Raw genomic sequence first — 25,256 nt, forward strand, 5'->3', positions numbered from 1 at the left:
AAGGCAAGCCGGGGTGGAGGGCGCGGACGGCTCCGCCTCGCCTCTCTGCCCCTGCCCCTTGCCGATGACCGCCGCAGGCCGCATAGTGATGCGTGCGAAAACCGCACATCCCACGGGGAGCACCCATGATGTCCATCCATGACATGCTGCGCGGCCGCACCGCCAAAGGCGCGGTCCTCGCCCTCGCCACCATCGCCCTGACCGCCGCGTCCGTGGCGTTTCCGGCCCCGCTGGCGGCCGACCAGCCGGTGTCCTCACAGCCGGGCCGTCCGGCCATCACCGTGCCCACGCCGCGCGCGCCCGGCCTGCCCCCCGGCATCCCGGACAACAGCCCGCGCCTCACCCCGGTGGTGCGCGCGGTCAACGCCGTGGCCCCCGCCGTGGTCAACATCACCACCGCACGGGTGGTGGAGCGCAACTTCAACCCCTTCCCCGGCCTGATGGACGACGAGGCCGCGCGGGAAATGTTCCCCGGCCTGCCCACCCAGCGCCAGACCCGGCGCAGCCTGGGGTCCGGGGTGATCATCAACCCGGACGGCGGACACCCCGGCATCGTGCTCACCAACGCCCACGTCATCGCCGGGGCCACGGGCATCGCCGTGCACCTGCTGGATGGCCGTTCGCTGGACGCCGAACTGCTGGGCTCGGACACCGACTTCGACATCGCCGTGCTGCGCGTGCCCGGCGCGCAGAACCTGCCCGCCGTGAAGATGGCCACCTCGTCCGACCTCATGCCCGGCGAGACGGTCATCGCCATCGGCAACCCCTTCGGCTTCGCGCACACCGTGACCACCGGGGTGGTGTCGGCCCTTGGCCGGTCCATCAAGGTGGAACAGGGCATGATCACCGACCTCATCCAGACCGACACGGCCATCAACCCCGGCAACAGCGGCGGCCCGCTGCTGAACATCATGGGCGAGCTCATCGGCATCAACACGGCGGTCTACGCCAAGGGCGAGGGCATCGGCTTCGCCATCCCCGTGGACAAGGCCCGCCGCGTGGTCGAGGAACTGCTGGGCCAGGGCCGGGTGGACCCGGTGTGGCTGGGCGTGCTGGGGCAGGACATCGACCAGCGCACGGCGGCGTGGCTGGGGCTGAAGCGCGTGTCCGGCATGCTGGTGACCGAGGTGCAGCAGGACACCCCGGCGGCGAAAGCGGGGCTGCGCTCCGGCGACGTGCTGGTGTCCATCAACGGCAACCCCATAGAAGACAAGGACGCCTACATCATGCTGCTGCGCAACTACACCCACCGCGACACGCTGGAGGTGGGCATACTGCGCGAAGGCAGGACGGCCACCCTGCGCATGACCCCGGCCGTGTTCACGCAGGAGACGGCGGAACGCTTGGCCGAGCGGCGCTGGGGCCTGCGCGTGCAGGAGGCGCAGGGAAGCGGCGTGCGCATCAACGCCGTTCTCCCCAACAGCCCGGCCGCCCGGCTGGGGCTGTCACCCGGCGACGTGGTGCGCCAGGTGGGCGGGGTGCGCGTGACCAATACCCGCGACTTCGCCCAGGCGTTCGCCCGGCACCGGCTGGCGGGCAAGGTGACCCTGCTCATCCAGCGCGGCGGCAAGGGGTACTATGTGTCGCTGGCCGTTTAGACGGCAGTGCATCCGGTGGCGCTGCGGCCCCCGCGCCCCGCAATCATGAGAATTTGCGTCAGCGCTTGACACCCCGGTTGACGCCAGCTATCTGCAATTTCGATGGTAAGCCGTCAAACCCTGTGGTGACGCGGTTTTTTCGCAATCACGACAGGGAATTGTTCCCAAAGAGCCGACTACGTCGTCGGCCGAAAAACACGCCTGGAGGATGACATGGGTTGGACTGTTACTGTTGACACCGATAAGTGTACCGGCGACGGCGAATGCGTGGACGTGTGCCCCGTCGAAGTTTACGAACTGCAGGATGGCAAGGCTGTTCCCGTGAACGAGGAAGAATGCCTGGGCTGTGAATCCTGCGTGGAAGTCTGCGAAGCCGGCGCGATCACCGTCGAAGAGAACTAATCGCCGCCTTTCCGGATTTGCTGCACGTCATGCCGCCGGACGACGTTTGCGCCGTCCGGCGGCATTTGCCGCATCAAGGGCCCGGTGCAGGGGCACGGTTGCAGGGGCAGGTGTTCACGCGGCCGCGCCACGCCCCGCGCCACAACGGAAACGGGGGTTGCCTTCCCGTGGCGTGCCGCCCGCCCGCACCGCGAATTCCCGCACATCCGCACGCCCGCGCGGGAGCCGCGCGACCCTTCGCCCGGTCAGCCCTGCCCGTCTGGCCTGCCTGGACCCGTCCCCACGGCGCGGCGGCAACCTTGGGATGTGCATTCCGGCCTCAGAACGACCGAGACCGCCAGGCGCCCGATACGCCAACCTGTCGGGCCTTCGCATGACGGCCGCGTCCGCGCGGCCCCCAAGGAGCAGAATGGATGACCGTGGACCTGACGGAAATCTTCGCCAAATATGAAAAGCTGGTGGCGGAAGCCGACGCGCTGTTCGAGCGCGTGCGTTCGCAGCACGCCGACTGCGTGACCTGCGGCCTTGGCTGTAGCGACTGCTGCCACGCCCTGTTCGACCTTGGCCTTGTGGAGGCCATGTACCTGAACCAGCGCTTTGCCAAAGCCTTCGGCTTCGGGGCGGAGCGCTCCGCCATCCTCGAGCGGGCCGACGCGGCCGACCGCCACGCCGTGCGCCTGAAGCGCCGCCTGTACAAGGAATCGCTGGCCGGACGCGATTCGGCCGAACTGCTGGCCGAGGTGGCGCGCGAGCGCATCCGCTGTCCCCTGCTGGGCGACGACGACACCTGCGTCATGTACGCCCACCGGCCCATCACCTGCCGCCTGTACGGCATTCCCACCGCCATCGGCGGCGTGGCCCACACCTGCGGCCGCACCGGCTTCGCCCCCGGCGGGCGCTATCCCACCGTGGCCCTGGACAAGATCCACGAACGGCTGGCGGGCCTCAGCCACGAAATCCTGGTGGCCGTGCAGTCGCGCTACCGCGAACTGGACCAGGTGTACGTGCCCGTGTCCATGGCGCTGATCACCAGGTACGACAACGCCTATCTCGGCGTCGGCCCGGCGAGGAAGGAGGACTGAGCATGGTCAACATCTCGGGCTCCATGTTCCGCGACAGCACCACGCGGGAACTGACGCCGGAAGAAGAGGTCCAGAAGCGCGCCATCTGGGACGCCATGTCCCCCCGGCGGCGCAAGTACGTGGAGCGCATCGGCTACGAGAACTGGGACCCCTTCCAGAAGCCCAACGACCCCCTGGACACGCGCCAGGACATCACCAAGCGCACCACCCAGCAGCTCGTGCGCGAATTTCTGCAGACCGCCAGCAAGAAGGACTACACCAACGAATACGGCCGTGGCGCGCTGGAAACCGCCCTCGGCATCGTCAACAAGGACGAAAAGTACCGCGGCGTGTTCGATTTCTGCGTGTGGTACTACAATATTCTGATCAAGGAGGGTCACGTCGATGAAGGATAAGTACGATGACATTGACGAGTACATCGCCGACCTGCGGGCCGAGATAGAAAAGAGCGAGAACTGCGCCAACCATCACTACAACCTTGGCGTGGCCCTGCTGCACAAGCGCGACTTCGTGGCGGCGGAGGAATCGTTCCTGAGCGCGGTGCGCAACTCGCCCCGCCTGGCCGAAGCCTACGTGCAGTTGGGCGGCATCTGCCTGCAACGCGGCGACCTGGACGGCTGCCTGCGCTACAACGAGGAGGCGGCCCAGTGCCGCGCCAAGTTCCCGGTGCCGTGGAGCAACATCGGCTTCGTGCACCTGCAGCGCGGCGAGCCGGAAGAGGCCATCAAGGCCCTGAAGAAGGCCCTGAAGTGGGATCCCAACTTCATCCAGGCCATGGCCACCATGGGCGCCGCCTATTACATGCAGGGCGACTACGAGGCCTCCATCACCATCAGCCGCGAGGCCATCAAGCGCGAACCCGGCTTCGGCCCGGCCTACAACAACCTGGCCCTGGCCCACTTCGAGCGGGGCGAGTTCGCCCAGGCCGTGCAGTTCGCCGACCAGGCCGTGGCCTGCGGGTTCGAGGTGCGGCCGGAGTTCCTCAAGGATCTTGAGCAGTACCGCTAGCCCTTCGGTAAAGGGCGAAAAAAGGAAGAGCAGACCGCAACGTCGGGGGAAGGGCCTTGGCCCTTCCCCCTTTTTCGTGCATGCCGGATGGACATGACCGGGCACGACTGAACCCCATGGCGGACGCCACCCCGGCGGGAGCGGCCGGGGCAGCCCGAGGGGCGGCGCCCCCACGAACATATCCGGAGACACCGCATGAGTTGGGAATTCGCCGTGGGGGTGGGGGCGGTCAAGGCCACCGTGCTCTGTGTGCTGTGGTACAACAGGCGGCGCATCGCCGCGCGGCTGGCGGGGGTGGACATGCGGCGCGTGGCGCGCAAGGTGGCCCGCGAACTGGAGCTTTCGCCGGACGAGGCGCGGCGGCTGGCCCGCAGCCTGGACGCCCACGAACGCAAGGTGGACGAACTGCGCCGCCACAACGCGGCGTTGCGCCAGCGCCTGCACGCGGCCATCCGCGACGGGGCGGTGGATGCAACGGCGCTGGACGAACTGTTCGCGGACAAGCGCCAACTGGCCGAGCAGGCCTACGCCCACGTGCGCGACGAATTCATGGCCTTCCACGCCGGGCTTTCGCCGGAGCAGCGGGCCAGGCTGGCCGGGCTGCTGGAGCGTCACGCCGCGCACCCGCTGTTCCGCCATCCCCTGCTGCCCTGATCCGGCCGGCGCGGGAGCGGAAAGGAAACGCCGGAAGGGTTCTTCCCGCTACTCCGCGCCTTCGGCCCGGCCATCCAGGCTGGGGCGGGTCCACATGCAGGCCATGCGCACCTTCTTGAGCAGGGCGCGCAGGGGCAGGTAGTCGCTCTCACCCGCGCACACCGCCTCGAAGGCGCGGCGCACGGCCGCTTCTTCATAGCGGCCGGGAAAGCGGCGTTCCATGTCGGCGCGCACGGCCGTCCACAGGTCGTCGTCGGAAGGGTCGGGGAACACGGAAGCGTCGCCGGTGGGCGTGGAATTGGTGGTCATGGCAGTATGCTCGTGGGGGTATGCTCGTGGCCGCCGCGCTCCAGATGGCATGGACGGCGCGGGCGGCGTGGTTTTCGGGTGGCGGAAGGCTATGCCCGGTCCGGCAGCCGATACACCAGCAGCAGCCGTTCCGGGTTGCGGGGCTTGTTGGCGAATTCGTACCGTGCCACCCGCCACCGGTCCCAGTCCAGCCCGGCAAGGCGCTGGTCCAGCGCGGCAGCCTCGTCCGCGCCGCCGGGGTGCCCGGCGTAGACGTGCAGCGAGACGACCCCGCCCGCCGCCAGCAGCGGCAGCAGCCCGTCCAGCGCGGCCAGGGTGGTGTCCGGCCGGGTGGTCACGCGGCGGTCGCTGCCGGGCAGGAAGCCCAGATTGAACATGGCCGCCGTGACGCGGAGCGGGCACACGCCCCCGGTGTCAGGCCCGGCCAGTGGCATGACCAGTGGCGCGGCCAGCGCCGCCGCCAATTCCTCGTGCCCCCGGCCATGCAGCGTCACCCGCCCGTCCAGCCCCGCCGCCGCCAGGCGTTCCGCCGTACGGGCCAGCGCTCCGGGCTGCACGTCGAAGGCGTGCACCACCCCGCGCGCGCCCACCAGCCGGGCCAGGAACAGCGTATCATGGCCGTTGCCCGCCGTGCCGTCCACGGCCACGGGCCAGGGCTCGCCGTTTTCCGCGCCCCCGGATACGGCACGGGGCTGGGCGTGGGTCTGGGCACGGACCAGGGCATGGGCCACGGCCTGCCGCGACAGGTCGCGCAGGGCGGGCAGGGCGGCATCATCGGGTCCGGAACGGGACATGCTCACCTCCGGCACCGTGGTACGCCACACGCCCCCCTCACGACAAGCACACGGGACGCAGACGCGCACGCGGGCGCACGCCGGGCATGAACTTGTGCACATGTGCAACATGCTGCACGGACTCTGTGCCGCCGTTTGCACGTCCGGCGCGGCCCCGCCATCCGGAAAAACGACCCAACATGCCGGGCAAACAGGACAAGCATGTTTGGCACGGTCCCTGCTAACCTTGTGGCGTAACGGAACAAGGAGCCGCAGAAGACATGCACACTCCCGAAACTTGCCGCAGCGAAGCGGCAACCCCTCCTCACCTGGATGCCCTTATCGGTGCCCTTCCCGAAGAAGACAGGGAAGCCGTCGTGGCCCTGGCGGCCCTCTGGCGGGAAGCGCAGCGCATATCCCCGGCATCCCCGTCCATCCTGGACACCTCCCCCGTCAGCTTCAGCTAGCTGACCCCCCTCTGCCCCCGCCGGCAAACCGGGCGAGCGGTTTCCGGCACCGGGGAGGCCCGCAAGGGCCTCCCCGGCCCCTCCTCATCCCCGCACATGGAAACGGACCGACCCGCCATCCCTCGCGGGCCACGAAACGCACGGTCACCCCGTGCGTTTCGCGTTTCCGGCCCCGCGCCGTCGCGGTTGCCCGCCGCCACTGGCCCCGGCGCGCGTCCTGTCGTATACTGGAAAAAGGTGTCGCTCACCGGCCCGCCGCCGCGGGCCGCAACCCGCACGAGGTGCAGCATGAGCAGGATACGCAGCGCCATTCTGGCGTCGCTGGCGGCGGATTCGCTGTCGCTGGGGGCGCACTGGGAATACGATCAGGCGCGCATCGCGCGCCAGTTGGGCCGGGTGACGGACCTGCTGCCGCCCGCCCTCAACGACTACCATTCCGGCAAGGGCGCGGGCGCCCAGTCGCACTACGGCGACCAGACCCTGCTGCTGCTCCGCTCGGTGGCGGGCAAGGGCGGGTTCGACCTGGCCGATTTCGCCGCGCGCTGGCGCGGCGTCATGGAAGGCGGCTACGCCGGGTACATGGACAAGGCCAGCCGCGAGGCCCTGGCCAACTTCGCCGCGGGCCGCGCGCCCGAACAGACCGGGGCCGCCACCAACGACTTTGCCGGGGCGGCCCGCATGGCCCCGCTGCTGGCCGTTCTCGGTAACAACGAGGAAGGGCTGGTCAATGCCGCGCGCGCCCAGACCCTGATGACCCACGGCAGCCCGGTCATCGCCGACGGCGCGGAATTCATGGCCCGCGCCGCCGCCGCCCTGCTGGGCGGGGCGGACATGCGCGGAGCCCTGGACCACGCCGCCGCGGCCCGCTACGCGGCCCTGCCCGCCGAAGACTGGCTGGCCTTCGCCGACATGGCCCTGACGGAAGACACCCCCGCCGCCATCGCCCGCTTCGGGCAGTCGTGCGGCATGCAGGGGGCCTTCCTGGGGGTGGTGCACACGGTCCTCAAGCACGAGGCCGACCCGGAAACCGGGCTCGTGGAGAACGTCATGGCCGGGGGCGATTCGTGCGCGCGCGGCCTGGCCATCGGCATGCTTTTCGGCGCGCGGCACGGCCTTGGCTGGATGCCCGAACGCTGGCTGGCCCCGCTGGCCGCCCGCCCAGACATCGAAGCCGCGCTGGACTCGCTGGGGGTGTAACGGCACGCCCGTGCGCGTCAGACCATCGACAAGAAACGGGGAGGATGCCGTGGGCATCCTCCCCGTTGTCATTGCGTGCCTGCCTCTCGCGTGCCTGCCTCTCGCCGCGATGGCGAGAGAACGGCGCCCTACTGCACGGAATCGCAATCGGGCACGGTGCGGGTGGAGGCGTCCTTCAGTTCGGCCATGTATTCCTTGACCTTGTCCGAGCGCTTCCATTCCGCGAACAGTTCCTGCCACTTGCGCAGGTCCATGAAGTTCTTGTCCAGCTGTTCCTCGTGCGATTGCACCCAGATGTTGAACAACTGCATCTCGAACTGGAACAGGCTGCTGTCGAAGACCTTTTCCGAACTGCCCGCCTTCATCCGCGAACCGTCCACGTCCGAGGCCACGAAGCTGCACACCGCGTCGCGCGAGGTCTCGTAGGTGATCTCCTTGCCGTTCAGCAGTTCCAGCAGGCCGAACAGGTGGGGATATTCCTCGCGGATGCGCGTTTCCGCCGTTTCCGGCACGCGGATGAACAGCTTGTCCCCTTCCTCGGTGATGAAATAGAAGCGCAGCCAGTTCTCGAACATCAGCACTTCGCTGACGGCGTTGATGGCGTTGACGAATTCCGTGGACATGGACACTCCTTGGCGTCTTCCCCCGCCGCCGGGAAAGGCCGGGGCCGGGGTTCGTGGTCTTCGATGGCCCCTAACCGCACGGGACCGCACGGGGCCGCACGGAATCGCGTCCTGGCGCGGCGCGCGGCGGGGCACCCGCACTATGGTGACGGCAGGGCCGCCCGTCAAGTACGTTTTTTCACAAGCTGTGTGGAAAAAGCCGGTACACGCGGGGCTGCTGCCCGCTGCTCACCGTTTCGCGGAATCAGGGGGCATGAAGATGGCAGCGGGCATGCTGCCCCTCGGCCACCGGATGCCAGCCGGGCGCGACGCGGCGGCACACGTCCATGACCTGCGGACAGCGCGGGTGGAAGGGGCAGCCGGGCGGCGGGGCGATGGGGCTGGGCAGGTCGCCGGACAGGGCCGGATGCTCGCTGCGCCGGGCCGGGTCGCGCACGGGCACCGAGGCCAGCAGGGCGCGGGTGTACGGGTGGGCGGGCGCGGCGAACAGCACGTCGCGCGGGGCCTCTTCCACCACCTTGCCAAGGTACATCACGGCCACGTGGTCGCTCATGTGGCCCACCACGCCGAGGTCGTGCGAAATGAACAGGTAGGCCAGGCCCATGCGTTCCTGAAGGTCGCGCAGCAGGTTCAGCACCTGCGCCTGCACCGAGGCGTCCAGCGAGGACACCGGCTCGTCGCACACCACTAGCGCCGGGTGGGTGATCAGGGCGCGGGCCACGGCCACGCGCTGGCGCTGGCCGCCGGAAAACTCGTGCGGGTAGCGGTCGGCGTGTTCCGGCCGCAGGCCCACCAGTTGCAGCATGTCCGCCACCTGCCCGCGCCGCTGTGCGCCGGATGCCCCGGCCACGGCCAGCGCCTCGCCGATGGAGGCCCCCACGGTGCGGCGCGGGTTCAGCGACGAGAAGGGGTCCTGAAAGACCATCTGCACCAGTTGCGCGGCCTCGGCGCGCGAAATGGCGGGCGTGGCCGCGTCCTTGCCTGCGCCAGTATCCGTTCCGGCAAACAACCGCCCGTCCAGCAGCACCTGCCCCGTGCTGGGGGGCAGCAGGCCCACCACCATGCGGGCCAGGGTGGACTTGCCGCAGCCGCTTTCGCCCACCAGGCCCAAGGTGCGGCCCCGGTCCAGGGTCAGCGACACGCCGTCCACGGCGCGCAGCACGGCGGGCGTGGGGTCGAACATGCCCCGGCGCACGGTGAAGTGGCGGCCAAGGCCGCGCAGTTCCAGAAGCGGTGCGATGGCGGATTCTCCTGTTGTCTCGAAATGAGGCGGCGCGCCGGACACATGCCGGGCCGCCGCGAGAATGGCACGGGGCGGGGTGGCGCGTCCAGACGGTTCCCGCCCGTTCACGCCAGCTCCCGCCAGTCGCCGCCCGCGCCGTTACAGTCCGTACCGTTTCAGCTTGCGCCACAGCGAGGCGCGGTCGATGTCCAGCACCTTCGCGGCCTGCGTCCGGTTGCCGCCCGCCAGTTCCAGCACCCATTCGATGTGCGCCCGTTCGTTCTCGTCCAGGGTCATGGGGCGGCCGTCGGGCGTCATGCCTTCCCCGGCCCCGTCCGCGCGCAGCACCAGCGGGGGGCTGCCCTTTCCCGCAAGCCCGTCCGCCAGCGCCCGCAGGTCGGGCGGCAGGTCCGCCGGGGTGATGGTGTCGCCCGCGCGGAGCACGGCGGCCCGCTCGACGATGTTCTGCAACTCGCGCACGTTGCCCGGAAAGGGGTAGCGGGCCAGCACGGCCAGCGTTTCCTGCGCCATGTGCGGGGCGGGCCTGCCCGTGTCGCGCGCGGCCTTTTCCGCGAAGTACTGGGCCAGCAGGGGCACGTCCTCCATGCGCTCGGCCAGCGGGGGCATGCGCAGCACCACCACGTTCAGGCGGTAGTACAGGTCGTGCCGGAAGCGCCCGGCCGCCGCCTCCGCCGCCAGGTCCTTGTTGGTGGCGGCCACCAGCCGCACGTCCACGGGGATGTCGGCGGTGCCGCCCACCCGGCGGATGGTGCGTTCCTGCACCGCGCGCAGCAGCTTGACCTGCATGGGCAGCGACATCTCGCCCACCTCGTCGAGGAACAGCGTGCCGCCTTCCGCCGCCTCGAACAACCCCTTGCGCTGGCGCACCGCGCCGGAAAACGCCCCCTGCTCGTGGCCGAACAGCTCGCTTTCCAGCAATTCCTCGTTGAACGCCCCACAGTTGATGGCCAGAAAGCGCGCCTCGGACCGGCGGCTGAACAGGTGCACCATGCGCGCGGCCAGTTCCTTGCCGGTGCCCGTCTCGCCCAGGATCAGCACGGTGACGTCCGACGGGGCCACCTGCGCGATGGTGCGCTTCAGCGCCTGCATGCACGGCGCGGCCCCCAGCAGGGGCACGGGCAGCGACCGTTCGCGCAGCTGTTCGCGCAGGCGGGCCACCTCCTGCTTCAGGCGGCGCTTTTCCAGCGCCTTCTGCACCAGCGCCCGCGCCTCGTCCAGGTCGTAGGGCTTGGACAGGTAGTGGTAGGCCCCGGCGTGCATGGCCTCCACCGCCGTCTTCACCGTGGGATACCCGGTGACCACCACCACCTCGGTGTCCGGGTGGCGCAGCCGCACGGCGCGCAGCAGGTCCAGCCCGTCCATGCCCTGCATCATCAGGTCGGTGAGCACGAGGTCGAAGTCCGCCCCGGCCAGCAGTTGCAGCGCTTCCACGCCGCTGGCGGCGGTGAGGGTCTCGTGCCCCTGCCGTCCCAGGACCAGGGCCAGATTGTCGCGGGCGATGGCCTCGTCGTCCACCACCAGAATGCGGGCCGGGCCGGGGGTGTCCGGTGATTGGGGCGAATGGGGTTGCGGGACGGGGGGGACGGCTCCCGTGGTCCGTCCGGGTGCGTCGTTCATGCCGCGTCTCCCGTGGGTTCCGGCGCGCCCAGCGGCAGCCGGATGGTGAAGCACGCGCCCGCGCCGGGGGTGCTCTCCACCCCGATGGTGCCGCCGTGCTTGCGGATGATGCCGAAGGCCACGGACAGCCCGAGGCCGGTGCCCTTGCCCACGTCCTTCAAGGTAAAGAACGGGTCGAAGATGCGGCCAAGGTGCTCCGGACCGATGCCGATGCCCGTGTCGGCCACGCGCAGCACCACCTGGCGCGCCGCCATGTCGCGCTCGGCGGTGATGGTGATGGCCCCGGCGCGGGGGACGGCCCCGTCCGGCGTGCCCCCGACTGGCGTGCCCCCATCGGGCGCGTCGCCGTCCCGCTCCTGCGTGGCCTGCACGGCCTGAATGGCGTTTATGAGCAGGTTCAGCAGCACTTCCTGAAACCGCTGCACGTCCAGCGGCAGCACGATGTCGCCGGGCACGTCGGCGTCGATGGCGATGGACGCGGGCACCTCGCTGGCCACCAGCGCCACGCTGCGGCCCACCACGTCGCGCAGGGCCACGGGCTTCAGCGAGAACTCCGTCTCGCGCGAGAATTCCAGCAGCCCCTTCACGATATCGCGCGAGCGGCGCACTTCCTGATGGATGTTCTCCAGCATGCGCCCGGCAAGGGCCGGGTCGAGGTCCGGCGCTTCTCCGCCCCCGGCATGCCGCAACTCCTCGCACAGGATCTGGCACGAGGTGGAGATGTTGTTCAGCGGGTTGTTCAGCTGATGCGCGATGCCCGAGGTCAGCACCCCCAGCGAGGCCAGCTTCTTTTCCTGCACCAGCTGGTTCTGGCGGTGCTCCAGCTCCACCAGCATGTGGTTGAACGCCTCCACCACGCCGCGCGTCTCGTCGCTGGTGGCGGGCAGGGGCAGCCGTTCCAGGCTGCCCCGCACGATCTGCCGGGCCGAGCGCTCGATGACCGACAGCGCCCCCAGGATGCGCCGCCCGATGAGCCACGAGAAGAACGCCGCCAGCCCCACCATGGCCCCGATGGACAGCAGCAGCTGGTGCTTCAGCGAGCCCACGATACCCAGGATGCGCTCGCGCTGGTAGGTGACGATCTGGCGGGCCTGCGCCACCAGCGCCTTGCCCTGTTCGCGCAAATCCTCGCGCAGCGCCCCGCGTTCGCGCTCGCGCTGCTGCCCGGCAAGCTGCACCTCGCCCAGGCGGCTGAAGGTGTCGCGGTAGCCGTGCAGGTCGCGGCGCAGGGCGCGCAGCCCATCGCTGCCCCGCAGGTCGGTGCCCTGTACCCCGCCGCCGCCGGGCTCGATGCGCTCGATGACCTCCAGCGCCCGGCCGATGAACACCAAGTTTTCGGCGTGGTCCTCCTCCATGGCGTAGAGCAGGTAGTTCTTCTCGTAGCGGCGGATTTCCAGGATGTCGCTGCTCAGGTCGTCCACCACCTCGGCCAGGGCCAGGGCGTCCTCGATCTGGAGCAGGTAGTTGTACGACAGCCCGCCCAGCAGCGAGAAGCCCAGGATGGACACCGAGATGCCGAACAGCACCAGTTGCCGGATGTTGCCTTCCGCAAGGCGGCGGATCAGGAACTGCACGGCGCGTCCCCCCCTTCTCCCCTGTCCCCCTTGCCGAGTGTCGCGGCGGGCAGCAGGGCCACGGCCAGCGCGTCCTGCACCCGCGCGGCAAAGGCCACCTGCGGCAGCCCGCCGGACCCGCGCGCGGCGAATTCCGCCAGCAGGCCGCGCGCCTCCGGCTCGTTGGCGGCGGGCAGCACCACGGTGCGCGCCCCGGCCCGCGCGGCGGCCAGCAGCTTTTCGCGCACGCCGCTCACCGGCAGCACCCGGCCGGACAGCGACAATTCGCCGGAAAGGGCCACGTCGGCCCGCGCCGGACGGCCCGACAGCAGCGAGACCAGCGCCACGCAGATGGTCAGCCCGGCCGAGGGGCCGTCCTTGGCGATGCCCCCGGCGGGAATATGGATGTGAATGTCCTGCGCGGGGTGGCCGGACTGACCAGACTGGCCGTCGGACGCCCGACCGGCCAAATCGGGCAGTCCGGGCAGACCGGGCACGCCCAGTTGTTCCGCCAGATGTTCCGCCTCGGCCCGGATGTGGCTGAGCGCGATGCGCGCCGACTCCTTCAACACCTCGCCCAGCGAGCCGGTGAGGATGAGCTGGCCGGAACCGGCCATGCGGGCCGCCTCCACGAACACGATCTCGCCGCCCGCCTCGGACCACACCAGCCCGGTGGCCGTGCCCACGCGGGGCGCGCCGCGGGCCGCGTCGTGCCGGTAGCGCGGCGGCCCCAGCAGGGCGGCGGCCACGGCCTCGTCCACCTGCAAGGTGTCCACCTGCAACGTGTCCGGCGGCAGGGTGTCCGCGCCCATGCCCCCGCCCGCGTGCCCGCCCGCGTCCAGGCGCAGCCGGGCCAGCTTGCGGCACAGCCGGGCCAGTTCGCGCTCCAGACCGCGCACGCCCGCCTCGCTGGTGTAGTCGTTGACGATCCGCGCAAGGGCAGACCGGCTCACCCGCGGATAGGGCGCGGTCAGCCCGTGCTCACGCAACTGGCGGGGCAGCAGGAAGCGGGTGGCGATGTCCAGCTTGTCCGCCTCGGCGTAGCCGTGGAATTCCACCACCTCCATGCGGTCCAGCAGGGGGCCGCGCAACCGCTCCACCCCGTTGGCCGTGGCGATGAACAGCACCTGCGAAAGGTCGAAGGGGATTTCCAGATAGCGGTCCACGAAGCGGCCGTTCTGCTCCGGGTCCAGCACTTCCAGCAGGGCCATGGCCGGGTCGCCCTTGGCGTCCTGTCCTACCTTGTCGATCTCGTCCAGCATGAACACCGGGTTGCGCGCGCCCGTGGCGCGCAGGGCCTGGATGATCCGCCCCGGCATGGCCCCCACGTAGGTGCGCCGGTGGCCGCGCAGTTCCGCCTCGTCGCGCAGGTCGGCCAGGGACATGCGGTGGAAGCGCCGCCCCAGCGCTTCGGCCATGGCCCGCCCCACCGAGGTCTTGCCCACGCCGGGCGGCCCGGTGAAGCACAGCACCGGCGCGCGCGACGAGAGGCCCTGCGCGCGCCCGGCCAAAGCCTCGCGCACGGTGGCGCGCAGTTCCGCGATGTCGATGGGCTTGGACAGGTACTGCACCGCGCCGGTCTTCAGGGCCTGCACGGCGGTGTCCACCGTGGCGTAGCCGGTCACCACCACGATGCGCGTGTCCGGGGCCGCGCGCCGCGCCGCCTCCATCAACTGCATGCCGTCCATGCGGTCCATCTTCAGGTCGGTGACGATGCAGTCGTACCGGCGGTGCGCCAGACGGGCCAACGCCTCTTCGCCGTTGGCCGCCGTGTCCACGGCGTACCCTTCGCGCGCCAGCACGTGGGCCACGTTGTCGCGGGCGATGGACTCGTCGTCCACCACCAGCACGGCGGCGGGCTGGGTGGCGCACAGCACGCGCGCGGCCAGGTGTTCCAGCACCCGTTCGCGCACCTGGCCGAGGCCCGCGTGGCTGGCGTCGAACACCGCCGCCGCGCGCGAAAGGTCCAGGCTGTCGCGGGTCAGCGCGTTCCACGGCAGGTCCAGCAGGCATTCCACGTAGTTGAGGGCGATGGCGTTCTCCGGCGCGGCCGCGTCGGTCTTTTCCATGCGGCCGATTTCCGCCTCCAGCGTCCCGCGCACCGTGTCGGGCAGGTCCGCAGCCGCGCACCGGGCGCGCAGGCCGGTGGGGTCCGCCACGCCCGGCTGGCCCGATTGGCCGCCCCCCTGCCCCGCCGCGCCAGGCGCTTCCGGGGGGGTGTCCCCGCCCTGCCGTCGAAAGAAGATCATGCGCGCCTCCTCGCATTCCCTCTGGGCCTGACCGGCATCGCCGTTGCGGAGTGAAGCACCGTTGCATTCCGCAACGCTGTGCCTTTTTTCACGAACCCGCGCGAAACCGGCCCGTTACGCGGACTGGTAGCAGTCGGCGTTGCATCTTGCAACACCGCAAGCGCTCCGTCCGCCCGCCTCCATCCAAGAATATCCATTGTGAAATCAGCGCATTATCCACATCAACGCGTTCTGGCACGGCGCTTGTTTATGCGTGGACACACACAAACCGCGAGGAAGCAAAATGGGAACCATCCGCGAATCGATCGAGTCGGCATTTGTCGCAGTGGCCTTTGCGGAACGGAATCGGCCGGACGAGGCCGTGTGGCAACTGCGCGGCGGCGACGACGCCGCCCGCGACCATGCCCGCCTGACCACCCCGCCGTCCGTGTCCCCCGCGCAAGGTGCGCAAACCCGCACCGCAACCGCCGGGCAGCGCCAGCGCCCGGTGCTGAGAGCCGAATGAGCATGCCGTTGATCCCTGCCCTTTTCGCGGAGGCCGCCCATGCCCGGTAGATGGTTTCGCCGCGCCGCCCCTGGCGGTGACGCCGGGCAGGGCGGCATCCGCATGCGTTCCACCGCCGCCGTGCGCGTGGAGGAACGCCTGGCCGACTACGCCGAGGCCCTGGCCCTTGCCGAGGCGGGCGAACAGTTGCTGGCCGGGGCGGTGATCCGCCGGGGCGAGGCCCAGGTCCGCCGCATTCTGGTGCTGGGGCACGGCTGCGGCCTGTCCTCGCGTCTGGCGGGCTACGCCCTGAGCCTGGCCGGGCGCATGGGCAGCGGCCTGCTGTTCCTGCACGTGGGCGACGCGGCCCACGACGCCTATCGCCGCGCGGCCTTCGAGCGGCAGGCGCGGGCGGGGGCCCTTGAATGGGTGGAAGCGGCGCGGGCGCGGGGCATGGCGGCCCTGCACGAGGTGCGCTTCGCACCGGCAGGACGGCCGGACCACGCAGTGGAAGAAGCGGCGCGCGCCCATGGCCGCGTCGAGTTGATCCTGAGCGAACCGGAAGAGAGCGAACTGATGCGGGGCCGCACCGGCCTTGCGCTGTTCACGGTGGAATGAGGGCGGCCGCCCTCGACAACCCCCGCCAACGGGGACAACGGGCCGTCACGCAGGCGGCGCCACCACACGGGAGTTAGCAATGGCAACCCAAACCGCACGCAAGCCCTGGGGCAAGACCATCGTCTTCGGCATCCTGTCCGCCGCCCTGTACGCCGGGGTGTTCGCCTTCGCGGACACCATCGCCGCCCACTTCGCCCAGGGCTCGTACTGGGCCGCCGGGCCCATCGCCACGGTGTTCCTGTTCTCGTACGTGCACGGTGAATTCACCGGCAACCTGTGGAGCGTGCTGGGCGTGGAAGCCACCCGCAAGGCCGCCCGCAAGCCGGAAACCGCCACCAAGCCCGCCACCGTCCGCCCGGCCGCGCGCCGCGCCACGCTGAACGCCTAGCCCGTACCAGGAGACGAAACATGGACATCCTTACCCTGGACCCCACCAAATTCATCGACCTCAACGCCACCGGGGTCTGTTTCCTGTTCATCGTCGGCTTCATCGGCGGGCTGGTCAGCGGGTTCATCGGCTCGGGCGGGGCCTTCGTGCTTACCCCCGGCATGATGAGCCTGGGCGTGCCCGGCACCGTGGCCGTGGCCAGCAACATGTGCCACAAGTTTCCCAAGGCGCTGGTGGGGGCCATCAAGCGCTTCCGCTACGGGCAGGTGGACGTGAAGCTGGGCCTGGTCATGGCCGCGTCCGCCGCCGTGGGCGTGCAGATGGGCATCCGCATCCAGCAGGTCATTCTGGAAAAATGGGGCCAGGCCGGGTCGGACCTGTACGTCAGCCTGTCCTTCGTGGCCGTGCTGGTGCTGGTGGGCGGCTACGTCATGCGCGACGCCCTGCGCTGCGCCCGCAGCGGCGGCGTGGAAACCACCGCGCCCCTGGCCCTGCGGTTGCAGGCCATCGAACTGCCGCCCATGCTCACCTTCCGCCGCTCCGGCATCCGCATTTCGCTGTGGTTCACCCTGCCCGTGGGCTTCGCCACCGGCATGCTGGCCGCCACCATCGCCGTGGGCGGGTTCATCGGCGTGCCCGGCATGATCTACGTCATGGGCGTGCCGGGGCTGATGGCCTCGGCCACCGAACTGGTCATCGCCTTCGTCATGGGCCTTGGCGGGTCCATCAACTGGGCCATGCACGGCATGGTGGACATCCGCCTGGTGCTGATCATCCTCGGCGGGTCGCTGCTGGGCGTGCAGTTGGGGGCCATCGGCACCACCTACGTGCGCGAGCACATGATCAAGATGGTCATGGCCGTGATCATGCTCATCGTGGCCGTGAGCCGGGGCATCGCCCTGCCGCGCTACCTGGTGCAGCTGGGCCTGATGGACGTGTCGCCCGAAGTGCTCGGCGTGCTGGGCAAGATCAGCTTCGGGTCCATGTGCCTGGCCCTGCTGACCGGCGCGGTGATCATCCTGGGCAGCATGTGGAAGGGCCGCGCGGCCGCGCGGGAGGAGGCGCATGGGCAGGCTTGAGCGTTTGCTGGTGCCCGTCACCGGCGATGCGCATTCCCTGTACGCGCTGGACCAGATCCTGGAGTTCGCCGCCACCCGCAAGTGCCGGGTGGCGGTACTCTCCGTGGTGCCGCCCTACGCCGGCGACCTTGGCTCCAGCGCCCTGGCGGACCTGAGGCGGCTGCTGCGCCAACCAAGCGAACTGGCCCTGGCCCGCGCGCTGGAGATGGCCAACGCGCGCGGCCTGGACATCGACTGCCTGTGTGAGGAAGGCGAACCCTTCGAGGTCATCGTGGACGCCGCCCGCAGGCTGAAGGCCGACCTCATCGCCATGGGCGTGGCCGACCGGTCCGCCCTGGGGCGGCTGGTGCGCGGCAACGTGCCGCTGCGCACCATCGGCCACAGCGAGCACGACGTGCTGCTGGTGCCGCAGGGCGCAACGCTGGGCTTCCGGTCCATCCTGCTGGCCACGGACGGTTCGCGCTACTGCACCTACGCCGCCGTCACCGCGCTGCAACTGGCGCGCGAGCACGACGCCGACCTGCACGTGCTGTACGTGGCCGACTTGACCGACTGGGCCTTTCCCGATTCTGCGGAAGGGCAACTGGCGGCGGACATGGAGGTGGAGCACGGCCGGGCCGTGGTGGAGGCCATCGCGGCGCGGGCCGCGCAGGAAGGGGTGCGGGCGCGCGGCCACGTGACCCAGGGCGAGGCGGCGGAGCGCATCCTTGCCACGGCCAAGCGGCTGGGCGCGGAATGCCTGTTCATCGCCTCGCACGGCAAGGGAGGGCTGGCCCGGCTGCTGCTGGGCAGCGTGGCCGAGGAGGTGGTGGCCAGTTCGCGCATCCCGGTCTACGTGGCCGTGCGGGACAGGCTGCGACGGTAGGGAACACTGGAGAAACCGCCTGCCAACCTCAAGAGGCAGACGCGAAAAGGGCCGCATGGCCGGGCGGAAAACGCCCGCCGTGCGGCCCTTGCGCGTGCGGTGCGGAAAAAAAGCCGAACTAACCGGAGGTACCCGCCGTTTCCGGTTCGGGTCGTACCCCCGTTGTTGTCTGCGGGGTCGGTTCCGCCGGGGGCGTGCTCACCAACTGGTCGCGCCGCAGCAGGTCCGGAAACAGGCGCATCCACAGCAGGGCCACCAGAATGGTGCCCACCCCGCCCAGCACCACCGACCCGGTGGCCCCGAACCACGCGGCGGTGACCCCGGACTCGAATTCGCCAAGCTGGTTGGAAGTGCCGATGAACACGGAGTTCACCGCGCCCACGCGGCCGCGCATCTCGTCCGGCGTTTCCAGTTGCACCAGGGTCTGGCGCACCACCACGCTGATCATGTCGCACGCGCCCAGCATGGACAGGGCGGCCATGGACAGCGGAAAGCTGCGCGACAGCCCGAAGGTGACGGTGGCCACGCCGAAGCCCACCACCCCGGCGAACAGCCGCCGCCCCACCCGCCGCCGCATGGGCGCGCGGGCCAGGTACACCGACATGCACAGCGCGCCCACGGCCGGGGAGGCGCGCAGCAGGCCGAGGCCCCACGGCCCCGTGCGCAGGATGTCGCTGGCGTAGATGGGCAGCAGGGCCGTGGCCCCGCCGAGCAGCACGGAAAAGAGGTCCAGCGAGATGGCCCCCAGGATGACCGGGTTGCGCCGCACGTAGTCGATGCCCCCGAACAGCGAACGCAGGGTCATGGGCTCTCGCCGGGCGGCCGTGTCCGGGCGGCGCACCAGCAGGATGGCCGCGCACGCGACCAGGAACGCCGCGCCGCACACCCCGTAGCCCACCTGCGCCCCGGCGGCGCACAGAAAGCCGCCCAACGCGGGACCGGCGATGATGGACGCCTGGCGCAGCCCCGCGCCGAAGGCCAGCACGCGCGGCAGCACCACCACCGGCACCAGGCCGGGCAACAGGGCGTTCATGGCGGGCTGCTCGAAGGCGCGGGCCGCCCCGGTCAGGAAGGCCCCGGCGAACACCCCGGCGGGGGTCAGGCTGCCGGTGGCGCTGCCCACGGCCAGGGCCACGGCCATCAGCCCTTCGGCCAGCTGGCAGCAAAAGGCGATGCGCCGCCGGTCGAAGCGGTCGGCCACGCCGCCCACCACCAGGGTGAGCAGCAGTTGCGGCGTGAACTGGGCCAGTCCCACCAGGCCGAGGTGCATGGCGCTGCCGGTCATGGCGTAGATCTGCCAGCCGATGACCACGGCCAGCATGTTGTAGGCCAGGTACGACCCGCACTGGCTGATCCAGAAGCGCGGCAGCGAGGGAATGCGGGTGACCTCACGGAAGGGGCGGAACGGGCGGAAGGGGCCGTCTGGGGGGGACGGATGATCGGATGGCTGGGGCTGCGGAGTGGACGATGCTGTGGACATGGCGGACCCGGTCGAGGCGAAAGTGGCGGAACGGACCGGATGGGCGCACGGGAGCAGGCCGCGCGGCACGAGGCAACGCGGCCCCCCTGCCCATCCGGTGGGGGAAGAACCGGGACCGGTCGCGGTGCGCACCTCCGGCACCGGTCGCCGCCGCTTCATTGAGCGGGCGGGGAATCCGGTATACGCCTCTGCCGGGCCATGGCAAGCAGGCCGGGTGCGCTTAGCGCCGCAAGGGATTGCGGGAAAATGGCGGCTAGACGCTGGCGGACAGCAGCAGGCCGGGCGCCAGGGCGGCGGAGCCTTCCACCACCGCGCCGGTGGGGCCGTAGGCGGCGGCAAGGCCGCCCGCGCGGCTGCCGGACTGGCCGGGAAGGGAGGACAGCGCGCCGGAGAGCAGGCCCGATATGATGTCGGACATGGTGCCGGACGTGGTGCCGGACATGGCCTGCTGCACCAGCGTGGCTTTGGCGGCCTCGGCGCCCTGCACCGCGTCGTCGGCCAGGTTGCCCGCGCCCGCCACCAGAAACCGCTCGTTCAGGCCGTTGTCGAAGTAGTCGTTGAGCGCGTCGTTGAGGCCGCCGCCATTGAGCTGGGCCATGAACGCATCGCCCGAGGCCGTGCCGAACTGGCGGTCCACGAAGCGCAGGGCGTCCAGCAGGCCGTCGCCCAGCGCATCCTCGGTCACCGGGCCGTCGCCGATGCGCTTGTACACGATGCCCATGACGGCGGTGGCGGCCGCGTCGCCGAACGTGTCGGCCATCCAGCGCACGCTGCCGGACAGCGCGCCGGAAAGGGCCTCGCGCTCGGCGTCAGTGGGAATTGAGGGAGCGACGGACGCCGCATCTGTCGTGGCGTCCGTATTCGCGCCAGTCGCTTCCGCGGCGGCGGGCAGCACGGATGCCCGGCGCACGATGTCCGCGCCGAACACGTCGGCGGTCTTGTCCGGCGACAGGCCCGAAAGCCGCGCACTCGACCCCGACCCCGTGCCCAGCAGCGCACCCAGCCCTTCCCCGTACGGGGAAAGGCCGTTCCGCGCGCGCAACGCGCCAAGGGTCAGGTTCAGGCTCATGCGGTGCTCCAGGGGGGCGTGGCATGCCCCGCTGACCGTCTTTTCGGCAGCGCCGGGCAGGGTATTAGGGGCACCCCGGAAAATCCCGGCTACGCCGACCCCTCACCCGCGCGCTTCCCGCCGCCCGTCCCGCCGCCCGCTCACTTCCTCAAAACCATGCCGTTTTACAATGATGTCAAGCCGGGGGCTTTTCATTGACCCCCCTTGCGTATCTGCTATGTCTACGATGGCCCCGACCTGTTTCCCGCCGGACCCCTGGTCCGGCTTCACACGCGCCACCCGACGCGGCACTTCCAGACACACCACGGCCTTGCGGGGCCGGCCGGGCCGCGACCCGGGCGCGAAGCACCAATTGCAGGAGGTGCACATGGACTTTCCCGTTTTCAATTGCAAGAACGGCGACGATGTCATCAGGGCGGTCAAGGAATACAACGTCAGCTTCATCCAGTTCTGGTTCGTGGACATCCTGGGCACCCTGAAGAGCTTCCAGGTGACCCCCAGCGAACTCGAGGCGGCCTTCGAGGAAGGCATGGGCTTCGACGGCTCGTCCATCCTGGGCTTCACCCGCATCGAGGAAAGCGACATGGTGGCCTTTCCCGACGCCACCACCTTCCAGATCTGCGCCTGGCGGCCCCTGGAACGCCCGGTGGCGCGCATGTTCTGCGACGTGCGCAACCCCGATGGCACCCCCTACGAGGGTGACCCCCGCTACATCCTGCGCAAGCTGACCGAAAAGGCCGCGCAGAAGGGCTACACCTACTACGTGGGCCCGGAGCTGGAGTTCTTCCTGTTCGCCAGTTCGCAGTGCCCCCAGCCCCTTGACGCGGGCGGCTACTTCGACGCGCCGCCGCTGGACCTCGGCAACGACGTACGCCGCGACATCATCTTCGCGTTGCAGCGCATGGGCATTTCCGTGGAATACTCGCACCACGAGGTGGCCCCCTCGCAGCACGAGATCGACCTGCGCTACAACGAGGCCATGAAGATGGCCGACGTCGTCATGACCTACAAGGTCGTGGTGAAAGAGATGGCCCGCAAGCACGGGGTGTACGCCACCTTCATGCCCAAGCCCATCTTCGGCCAGAACGGCAGCGGCATGCACGTGCACCAGTCGCTGTTCCGCAACGGCCGCAACGCCTTCTTCGACGCCAACGACCCGCACCACCTTTCCTCCGAATGCCGCTCGTACATCGCGGGCCTGCTGAAGCACGCGCGCGAGTTCTGCTGCGTCACCAACCAGTGGATCAACTCGTACAAGCGCCTGGTGCCCGGCTACGAGGCCCCGGTGTACATCGCCTGGGCGCAGCGCAACCGCTCGGCCCTGATCCGCGTGCCCATGTACAAGCCCGGCAAGGAAGCGGCCACCCGCATCGAACTGCGCAGCCCCGACCCGGCCTGCAACCCGTACCTGGCCTTTGCGGTGATGCTGGCCGCCGGGCTGGAAGGCATCGAAAAGGGCTACGAACTGCCCAAGGCCGTGGAAGCCAACATCTTCCACATGGGCGAGGAAGACCTGACCAAGCACGGCATCGGCTCGCTGCCCGGCTCGCTGTACGAGGCGGCCATGGAACTGAAGGGCAGTTCCCTGATGCAGGAAGTGCTGGGCGAACACACCCACGCCAATCTGGTGGGCAACAAGCTCATCGAGTGGGACGACTACCGCACCCACATCTCGGAGTTCGAGTTGCAGCGCTACCTGCCCGTGCTGTAGGCGCGCAAAAACGGGCGGGAGGAAATCTCCCCGAGCCCGCCCTGCTATCGCCAGCAAAAAACGCGGCCAATGGCATTCGCCGTTGGCCGCGTTGATCATTTCAGGGGGTGCAGGGGGCCGTGGCTCCCTGCCCGCCGGAGGCGCCCAAAAAACCGCTACGAGGTCAATCCCTTTTCCGCCCCCGCCCCACGGAGACCAGCACGCCCAGGCAGGAGAATACGGCGGCCACGGCAAGGCCGGTGCGGGTGGCGGACAGGAATTCGGGCAGCACGGCGGGGGTGATGGCGGCCTCGCCCAGGTGCAGGGCGAAGATGAGCGAGACGGCGGTCATGCTGCACGCCATGCCCAGGGTGCGCATGGCCCCCACCATGCCCGAGGCCACGCCGAAGTGGGCCTTGTCCACGCTGCTCATGATGGCCACGGAGTTGGCGGTGACGAAGATGCCGAACCCGATGCCGATGCACACCAGTTCCGCCGCCAGCAGCCACACGGGCATGCCCGGCGAGATGGTGGCCATGGCCAGCAGCAGTCCGGCGGCGCTGAACAGCATGCCCGCCGTGGCCACGCGGCCGGGGTCGGCCCGGTCGGACAGGCGGCCGGACAACGGGGCGGTGACCACCTGCATCACCGGCTGGATGAGCAAAATCAGCCCCGCCTCGCGCGGGGGCAGGCCCTTGGCGTACTGCAGGAACAGGCTGAACAGGAAGGTGACGCCGAACACGGCGGCGTAGTTGCCGAAGGCGGCAAGGCAGCTCAGCGAGAAAAACCGGTTGCGCAGCAGCAGATTCACGTCCAGCAGGGGACTTCTGCTGCGCGCCTCCACCCGCAGGAACAGCGCCAGCCCGGCAAGCCCGGCCACCATCAGCACCGGCCCCAGGGGCACGGACGTGGCGCGGGCGGCCCCGGTCATGACCATGCATACCGACGCCGCGTAGACCAGGCTGCCGGGCCAGTCCATGTGCGCGCCGCTGTCCGCGCCGGGCTGGGGGCGCATGCGCCACAGGCACATGGCCGTGGCCCCAAGGCCGGGGGGCACCACCATCAGGAACACGCTGCGCCAGCCGAAGTGGTCGGTGGTGTAGCCGCCCAGCACCGGGCCGATGGACAGCCCCGCATAGGTGAACGCGGACACGATGCCGATGACCCGGCCGCGCAGTTCCGGCGGGTAGGCCGCCGCCACCAGCGCCAGGCTGCCGGACAGCATCATGGCCGCGCCGATCCCCTGCACGAAGCGCAGGGCCATGACCAGTTCGACGGACGGCACGAGGCCCAGCAGCAGGGTGATGCCGGTGAACACGGCAAGGCCGGGCAGCAGCACCCGGCGCTGCCCCACGATGTCGCCCAAGCGGCCGCAGGCCAGCATGCTCATGGCCAGGGCCAGGGCGTACAACTGCTCCACCAGGCCCAGCTGCACGGCGGACGCGCCAAGGTCGCGCCCCAGCGAGGGCAGGGCCACGCCCACGGCGGTGAGCATGAACGGCACCATGAACTGGGCGATGCACACGGTGGCCAGCACCATGCCCGGCGAACCGGCATGCCCCAGCCGTACCGGCGTGAACTGCATTGCGACACCTCGCGGCAAACGGAATGAAGCGGGACGGAAGGTAGTACCTACGACCGCCCACCGTCCGTGTCCACCCCGGCGGCAGCGCCGCTTTCACCCGCGGCCATGGCTTGTTCCACCAGCAACGCGCCCAGGTCGCGGGCGCGGGCACAGTCCTGCGGAAAGACCTCTTCGCGCCGCCTGGCCTTGGCCACCGGGTCCCAGCTGGTGGAGACGTACTTGGAATAGTCGTCGAACTGGAAGGTGTCGGAGCACAGGAACAGTTCGCAGCTGCCGAAGATCTTGCGGCTGACCGCCCAGGTGGCCTTTACCGCGCGGTCCATGTGGTAGTCCGGCATTTTCTCCTCGGGGATGTTCATGGTGTACACCAGCCCCGTGGGCAGCGGACGCGGGAACAGCGCCTTGTACCCCGGCGTGTAGGACAGGTACGGGAACAGCAGCCGTTCCAGGAACGAGCGCATCTCGCCGGTTTCGGTATAGAAGTAGATGGGCGAGCCCAGCAGCAGCACGTCGGCCGCCGCCACCCGCTCCAGGATGGGCGTCAGGCCGTCCTTCACCGCGCAATGGCCGTAGCTCTTGCCGCCGATCTTCTTGCACGCGAAACAGCTGATGCAGCCCTTGTAGTCGTGTTCGTACAGATGCACCAGTTCGGTGGCGGCGGGGCGGCCCGCCTGCGCGGCCCGTTCCGCCGCGCCCTCCAGCGCGTGGTGCAGCAGGGTGGCGGTGTTCCATTTCTTGCGCGGGCTGCCGTTGATGGCGATGATGTTCATGGCGCTCCTGCCCGGCGGGCGGTTGCGGGTTGCGGAAAAGGCCATGATGCCCGCTGGTGGGGAAAAGGCAAGAACTGTCCGCGAGGGTAGATAGTCACCTTTCGGGAACCATGCCGGACGGACGAAAAGACCATTCGGCGCTATTTCAGCGCCTTCTGAAGGTCATACGCCAGTTCCACGATGTCCTCGCCCACGCGCAGGGTTTCGGCGATGCCCCGCGAATACATGAACTGCGGGCCGTGCACGTGCACCAGAATGTCCAGGTCCTGCACGAAGCGCAGCTGGCGGGCCGCGTCGTCGGCCCCGCCGCGCGCCTGGGCGGCCACGGCGGCCTCGATGCGGGCGCGCAGGCGGTCGCGTTCCCCCTCGCGCAGCATGTGCAGCAGGCTGTCCAGCACGCGGTCCAGTTCCGGGTCGCGGGGCGCGTCGTCCTGCCTGATGTCCGGTTCCATG

Annotated in this window: 25 protein-coding genes; 13 read left to right on the forward strand and 12 right to left on the reverse strand. The window is 69.9% G+C overall.

What is annotated here, in order from left to right; all coding sequences use genetic code 11:
* Positions 1 to 125: 125 nt before the first annotated feature.
* The 6 genes from ACR4XJ_RS13525 to ACR4XJ_RS13550 all read left to right on the forward strand — a co-directional run bounded on the left by ACR4XJ_RS13525 (position 126) and on the right by ACR4XJ_RS13550 (position 4,744).
* The gene (locus ACR4XJ_RS13525) at positions 126 to 1,598 is read left to right on the forward strand and encodes a trypsin-like peptidase domain-containing protein (protein ID WP_434755694.1); all 1,473 of its coding nucleotides are present in this window, start codon (positions 126 to 128) and stop codon (positions 1,596 to 1,598) included.
* A 213-nt stretch (positions 1,599 to 1,811) separates the two neighbouring features.
* Positions 1,812 to 2,000, forward strand: a complete 189-nt coding sequence (locus ACR4XJ_RS13530; protein ID WP_007525515.1) for a ferredoxin — start codon at positions 1,812 to 1,814, stop codon at positions 1,998 to 2,000.
* A gap of 413 nt (positions 2,001 to 2,413) precedes the next feature.
* Positions 2,414 to 3,082, forward strand: coding sequence for a YkgJ family cysteine cluster protein (locus ACR4XJ_RS13535; protein WP_434755695.1), 669 nt, complete (start codon positions 2,414 to 2,416; stop codon positions 3,080 to 3,082).
* A 2-nt stretch (positions 3,083 to 3,084) separates the two neighbouring features.
* Complete coding sequence (locus tag ACR4XJ_RS13540) at positions 3,085 to 3,477, forward strand: hypothetical protein (protein WP_333505555.1); 393 nt, start codon at positions 3,085 to 3,087, stop codon at positions 3,475 to 3,477.
* Entirely contained in the window at positions 3,467 to 4,090 is a 624-nt protein-coding gene (locus ACR4XJ_RS13545) for a tetratricopeptide repeat protein (RefSeq protein WP_434755696.1), read from the forward strand. The genes ACR4XJ_RS13540 and ACR4XJ_RS13545 overlap by 11 nt, the downstream gene beginning before the upstream one ends.
* Positions 4,091 to 4,285: 195 nt before the next feature.
* Positions 4,286 to 4,744 carry a periplasmic heavy metal sensor gene (locus ACR4XJ_RS13550; RefSeq protein WP_434755697.1) on the forward strand — a complete coding sequence of 153 codons (459 nt, stop codon included), beginning with the start codon at positions 4,286 to 4,288 and terminating at the stop codon, positions 4,742 to 4,744.
* 48 nt (positions 4,745 to 4,792) lie between these two features.
* On the opposite strand, the gene ACR4XJ_RS13555 is transcribed toward ACR4XJ_RS13550, so the two are convergent.
* Both ACR4XJ_RS13555 and ACR4XJ_RS13560 read right to left on the reverse strand, forming a co-directional pair.
* The gene (locus tag ACR4XJ_RS13555; protein WP_434755698.1) at positions 4,793 to 5,053 is read right to left on the reverse strand and encodes a hypothetical protein; all 261 of its coding nucleotides are present in this window, start codon (positions 5,051 to 5,053) and stop codon (positions 4,793 to 4,795) included.
* Between the two features lie 89 nt (positions 5,054 to 5,142).
* The gene (locus ACR4XJ_RS13560; RefSeq protein WP_434755699.1) at positions 5,143 to 5,847 is read right to left on the reverse strand and encodes a tRNA (mnm(5)s(2)U34)-methyltransferase; all 705 of its coding nucleotides are present in this window, start codon (positions 5,845 to 5,847) and stop codon (positions 5,143 to 5,145) included.
* Positions 5,848 to 6,581: 734 nt separating this feature from the next.
* Here ACR4XJ_RS13560 and ACR4XJ_RS13565 point away from each other — a divergent pair.
* A complete protein-coding gene (locus ACR4XJ_RS13565; RefSeq protein WP_434755700.1) occupies positions 6,582 to 7,490 on the forward strand; it encodes an ADP-ribosylglycohydrolase family protein in 909 nt (302 codons plus the stop codon).
* A 128-nt stretch (positions 7,491 to 7,618) separates the two neighbouring features.
* Here ACR4XJ_RS13565 and ACR4XJ_RS13570 read toward each other — a convergent pair whose 3' ends face one another.
* The 5 genes from ACR4XJ_RS13570 to ACR4XJ_RS13590 all read right to left on the reverse strand — a co-directional run bounded on the left by ACR4XJ_RS13570 (position 7,619) and on the right by ACR4XJ_RS13590 (position 14,775).
* Positions 7,619 to 8,113 carry a hypothetical protein gene (locus ACR4XJ_RS13570; protein WP_434755701.1) on the reverse strand — a complete coding sequence of 165 codons (495 nt, stop codon included), beginning with the start codon at positions 8,111 to 8,113 and terminating at the stop codon, positions 7,619 to 7,621.
* A gap of 244 nt (positions 8,114 to 8,357) precedes the next feature.
* Positions 8,358 to 9,353 carry an ABC transporter ATP-binding protein gene (locus ACR4XJ_RS13575; protein ID WP_434755773.1) on the reverse strand — a complete coding sequence of 332 codons (996 nt, stop codon included), beginning with the start codon at positions 9,351 to 9,353 and terminating at the stop codon, positions 8,358 to 8,360.
* A 141-nt stretch (positions 9,354 to 9,494) separates the two neighbouring features.
* Positions 9,495 to 10,973 (reverse strand): sigma-54-dependent transcriptional regulator, encoded by a 1,479-nt coding sequence (locus ACR4XJ_RS13580; protein WP_434755702.1) that lies wholly within the window; start codon positions 10,971 to 10,973, stop codon positions 9,495 to 9,497.
* Positions 10,970 to 12,547, reverse strand: a complete 1,578-nt coding sequence (locus tag ACR4XJ_RS13585; protein ID WP_434755703.1) for a sensor histidine kinase — start codon at positions 12,545 to 12,547, stop codon at positions 10,970 to 10,972. Before ACR4XJ_RS13585 ends, ACR4XJ_RS13580 begins: the two co-directional genes overlap by 4 nt.
* Positions 12,535 to 14,775 carry a S16 family serine protease gene (locus ACR4XJ_RS13590; protein WP_434755704.1) on the reverse strand — a complete coding sequence of 747 codons (2,241 nt, stop codon included), beginning with the start codon at positions 14,773 to 14,775 and terminating at the stop codon, positions 12,535 to 12,537. The genes ACR4XJ_RS13585 and ACR4XJ_RS13590 overlap by 13 nt, the downstream gene beginning before the upstream one ends.
* A 283-nt stretch (positions 14,776 to 15,058) precedes the next feature.
* Here ACR4XJ_RS13590 and ACR4XJ_RS13595 point away from each other — a divergent pair, with 283 nt between their 5' ends.
* From ACR4XJ_RS13595 to ACR4XJ_RS13615, 5 genes are all read left to right on the forward strand, one after another.
* Entirely contained in the window at positions 15,059 to 15,280 is a 222-nt protein-coding gene (locus ACR4XJ_RS13595; protein WP_434755705.1) for a hypothetical protein, read from the forward strand.
* Positions 15,281 to 15,319: 39 nt separating this feature from the next.
* Positions 15,320 to 15,877 (forward strand): hypothetical protein, encoded by a 558-nt coding sequence (locus tag ACR4XJ_RS13600; protein ID WP_434755706.1) that lies wholly within the window; start codon positions 15,320 to 15,322, stop codon positions 15,875 to 15,877.
* A 79-nt stretch (positions 15,878 to 15,956) separates the two neighbouring features.
* Positions 15,957 to 16,265: a hypothetical protein gene (locus ACR4XJ_RS13605; protein WP_434755707.1), complete on the forward strand. Its 309-nt coding sequence runs from the start codon at positions 15,957 to 15,959 to the stop codon at positions 16,263 to 16,265.
* 20 nt (positions 16,266 to 16,285) lie between these two features.
* On the forward strand, positions 16,286 to 17,344 hold the full coding sequence (locus ACR4XJ_RS13610; RefSeq protein ID WP_434755708.1) for a sulfite exporter TauE/SafE family protein: 1,059 nt from the start codon (positions 16,286 to 16,288) through the stop codon (positions 17,342 to 17,344).
* The gene (locus ACR4XJ_RS13615; RefSeq protein ID WP_434755709.1) at positions 17,331 to 18,209 is read left to right on the forward strand and encodes a universal stress protein; all 879 of its coding nucleotides are present in this window, start codon (positions 17,331 to 17,333) and stop codon (positions 18,207 to 18,209) included. The genes ACR4XJ_RS13610 and ACR4XJ_RS13615 overlap by 14 nt, the downstream gene beginning before the upstream one ends.
* A gap of 118 nt (positions 18,210 to 18,327) precedes the next feature.
* Here ACR4XJ_RS13615 and ACR4XJ_RS13620 read toward each other — a convergent pair whose 3' ends face one another.
* The gene (locus ACR4XJ_RS13620) at positions 18,328 to 19,689 is read right to left on the reverse strand and encodes an MFS transporter (protein ID WP_434755710.1); all 1,362 of its coding nucleotides are present in this window, start codon (positions 19,687 to 19,689) and stop codon (positions 18,328 to 18,330) included.
* A gap of 253 nt (positions 19,690 to 19,942) precedes the next feature.
* Complete coding sequence (locus ACR4XJ_RS13625; protein WP_434755711.1) at positions 19,943 to 20,758, reverse strand: hypothetical protein; 816 nt, start codon at positions 20,756 to 20,758, stop codon at positions 19,943 to 19,945.
* 367 nt (positions 20,759 to 21,125) lie between these two features.
* On the opposite strand from ACR4XJ_RS13625, the gene ACR4XJ_RS13630 reads away from it, so the two are divergent.
* Complete coding sequence (locus tag ACR4XJ_RS13630; RefSeq protein ID WP_434755712.1) at positions 21,126 to 22,469, forward strand: glutamine synthetase family protein; 1,344 nt, start codon at positions 21,126 to 21,128, stop codon at positions 22,467 to 22,469.
* 163 nt (positions 22,470 to 22,632) lie between these two features.
* On the opposite strand, the gene ACR4XJ_RS13635 is transcribed toward ACR4XJ_RS13630, so the two are convergent.
* From ACR4XJ_RS13635 to ACR4XJ_RS13645, 3 genes are all read right to left on the reverse strand, one after another.
* Complete coding sequence (locus tag ACR4XJ_RS13635; RefSeq protein ID WP_434755713.1) at positions 22,633 to 24,033, reverse strand: MFS transporter; 1,401 nt, start codon at positions 24,031 to 24,033, stop codon at positions 22,633 to 22,635.
* A gap of 47 nt (positions 24,034 to 24,080) precedes the next feature.
* Complete coding sequence (locus ACR4XJ_RS13640; RefSeq protein ID WP_434755714.1) at positions 24,081 to 24,803, reverse strand: flavodoxin family protein; 723 nt, start codon at positions 24,801 to 24,803, stop codon at positions 24,081 to 24,083.
* Positions 24,804 to 24,943: 140 nt separating this feature from the next.
* Positions 24,944 to 25,255, reverse strand: a complete 312-nt coding sequence (locus tag ACR4XJ_RS13645) for a hypothetical protein (RefSeq protein WP_434755715.1) — start codon at positions 25,253 to 25,255, stop codon at positions 24,944 to 24,946.
* Position 25,256: the final 1 nt, after the last annotated feature.

The sequence above is a fragment of the Nitratidesulfovibrio sp. D1 genome (assembly GCF_051133415.1).
Lineage (GTDB): Bacteria > Desulfobacterota > Desulfovibrionia > Desulfovibrionales > Desulfovibrionaceae > Cupidesulfovibrio.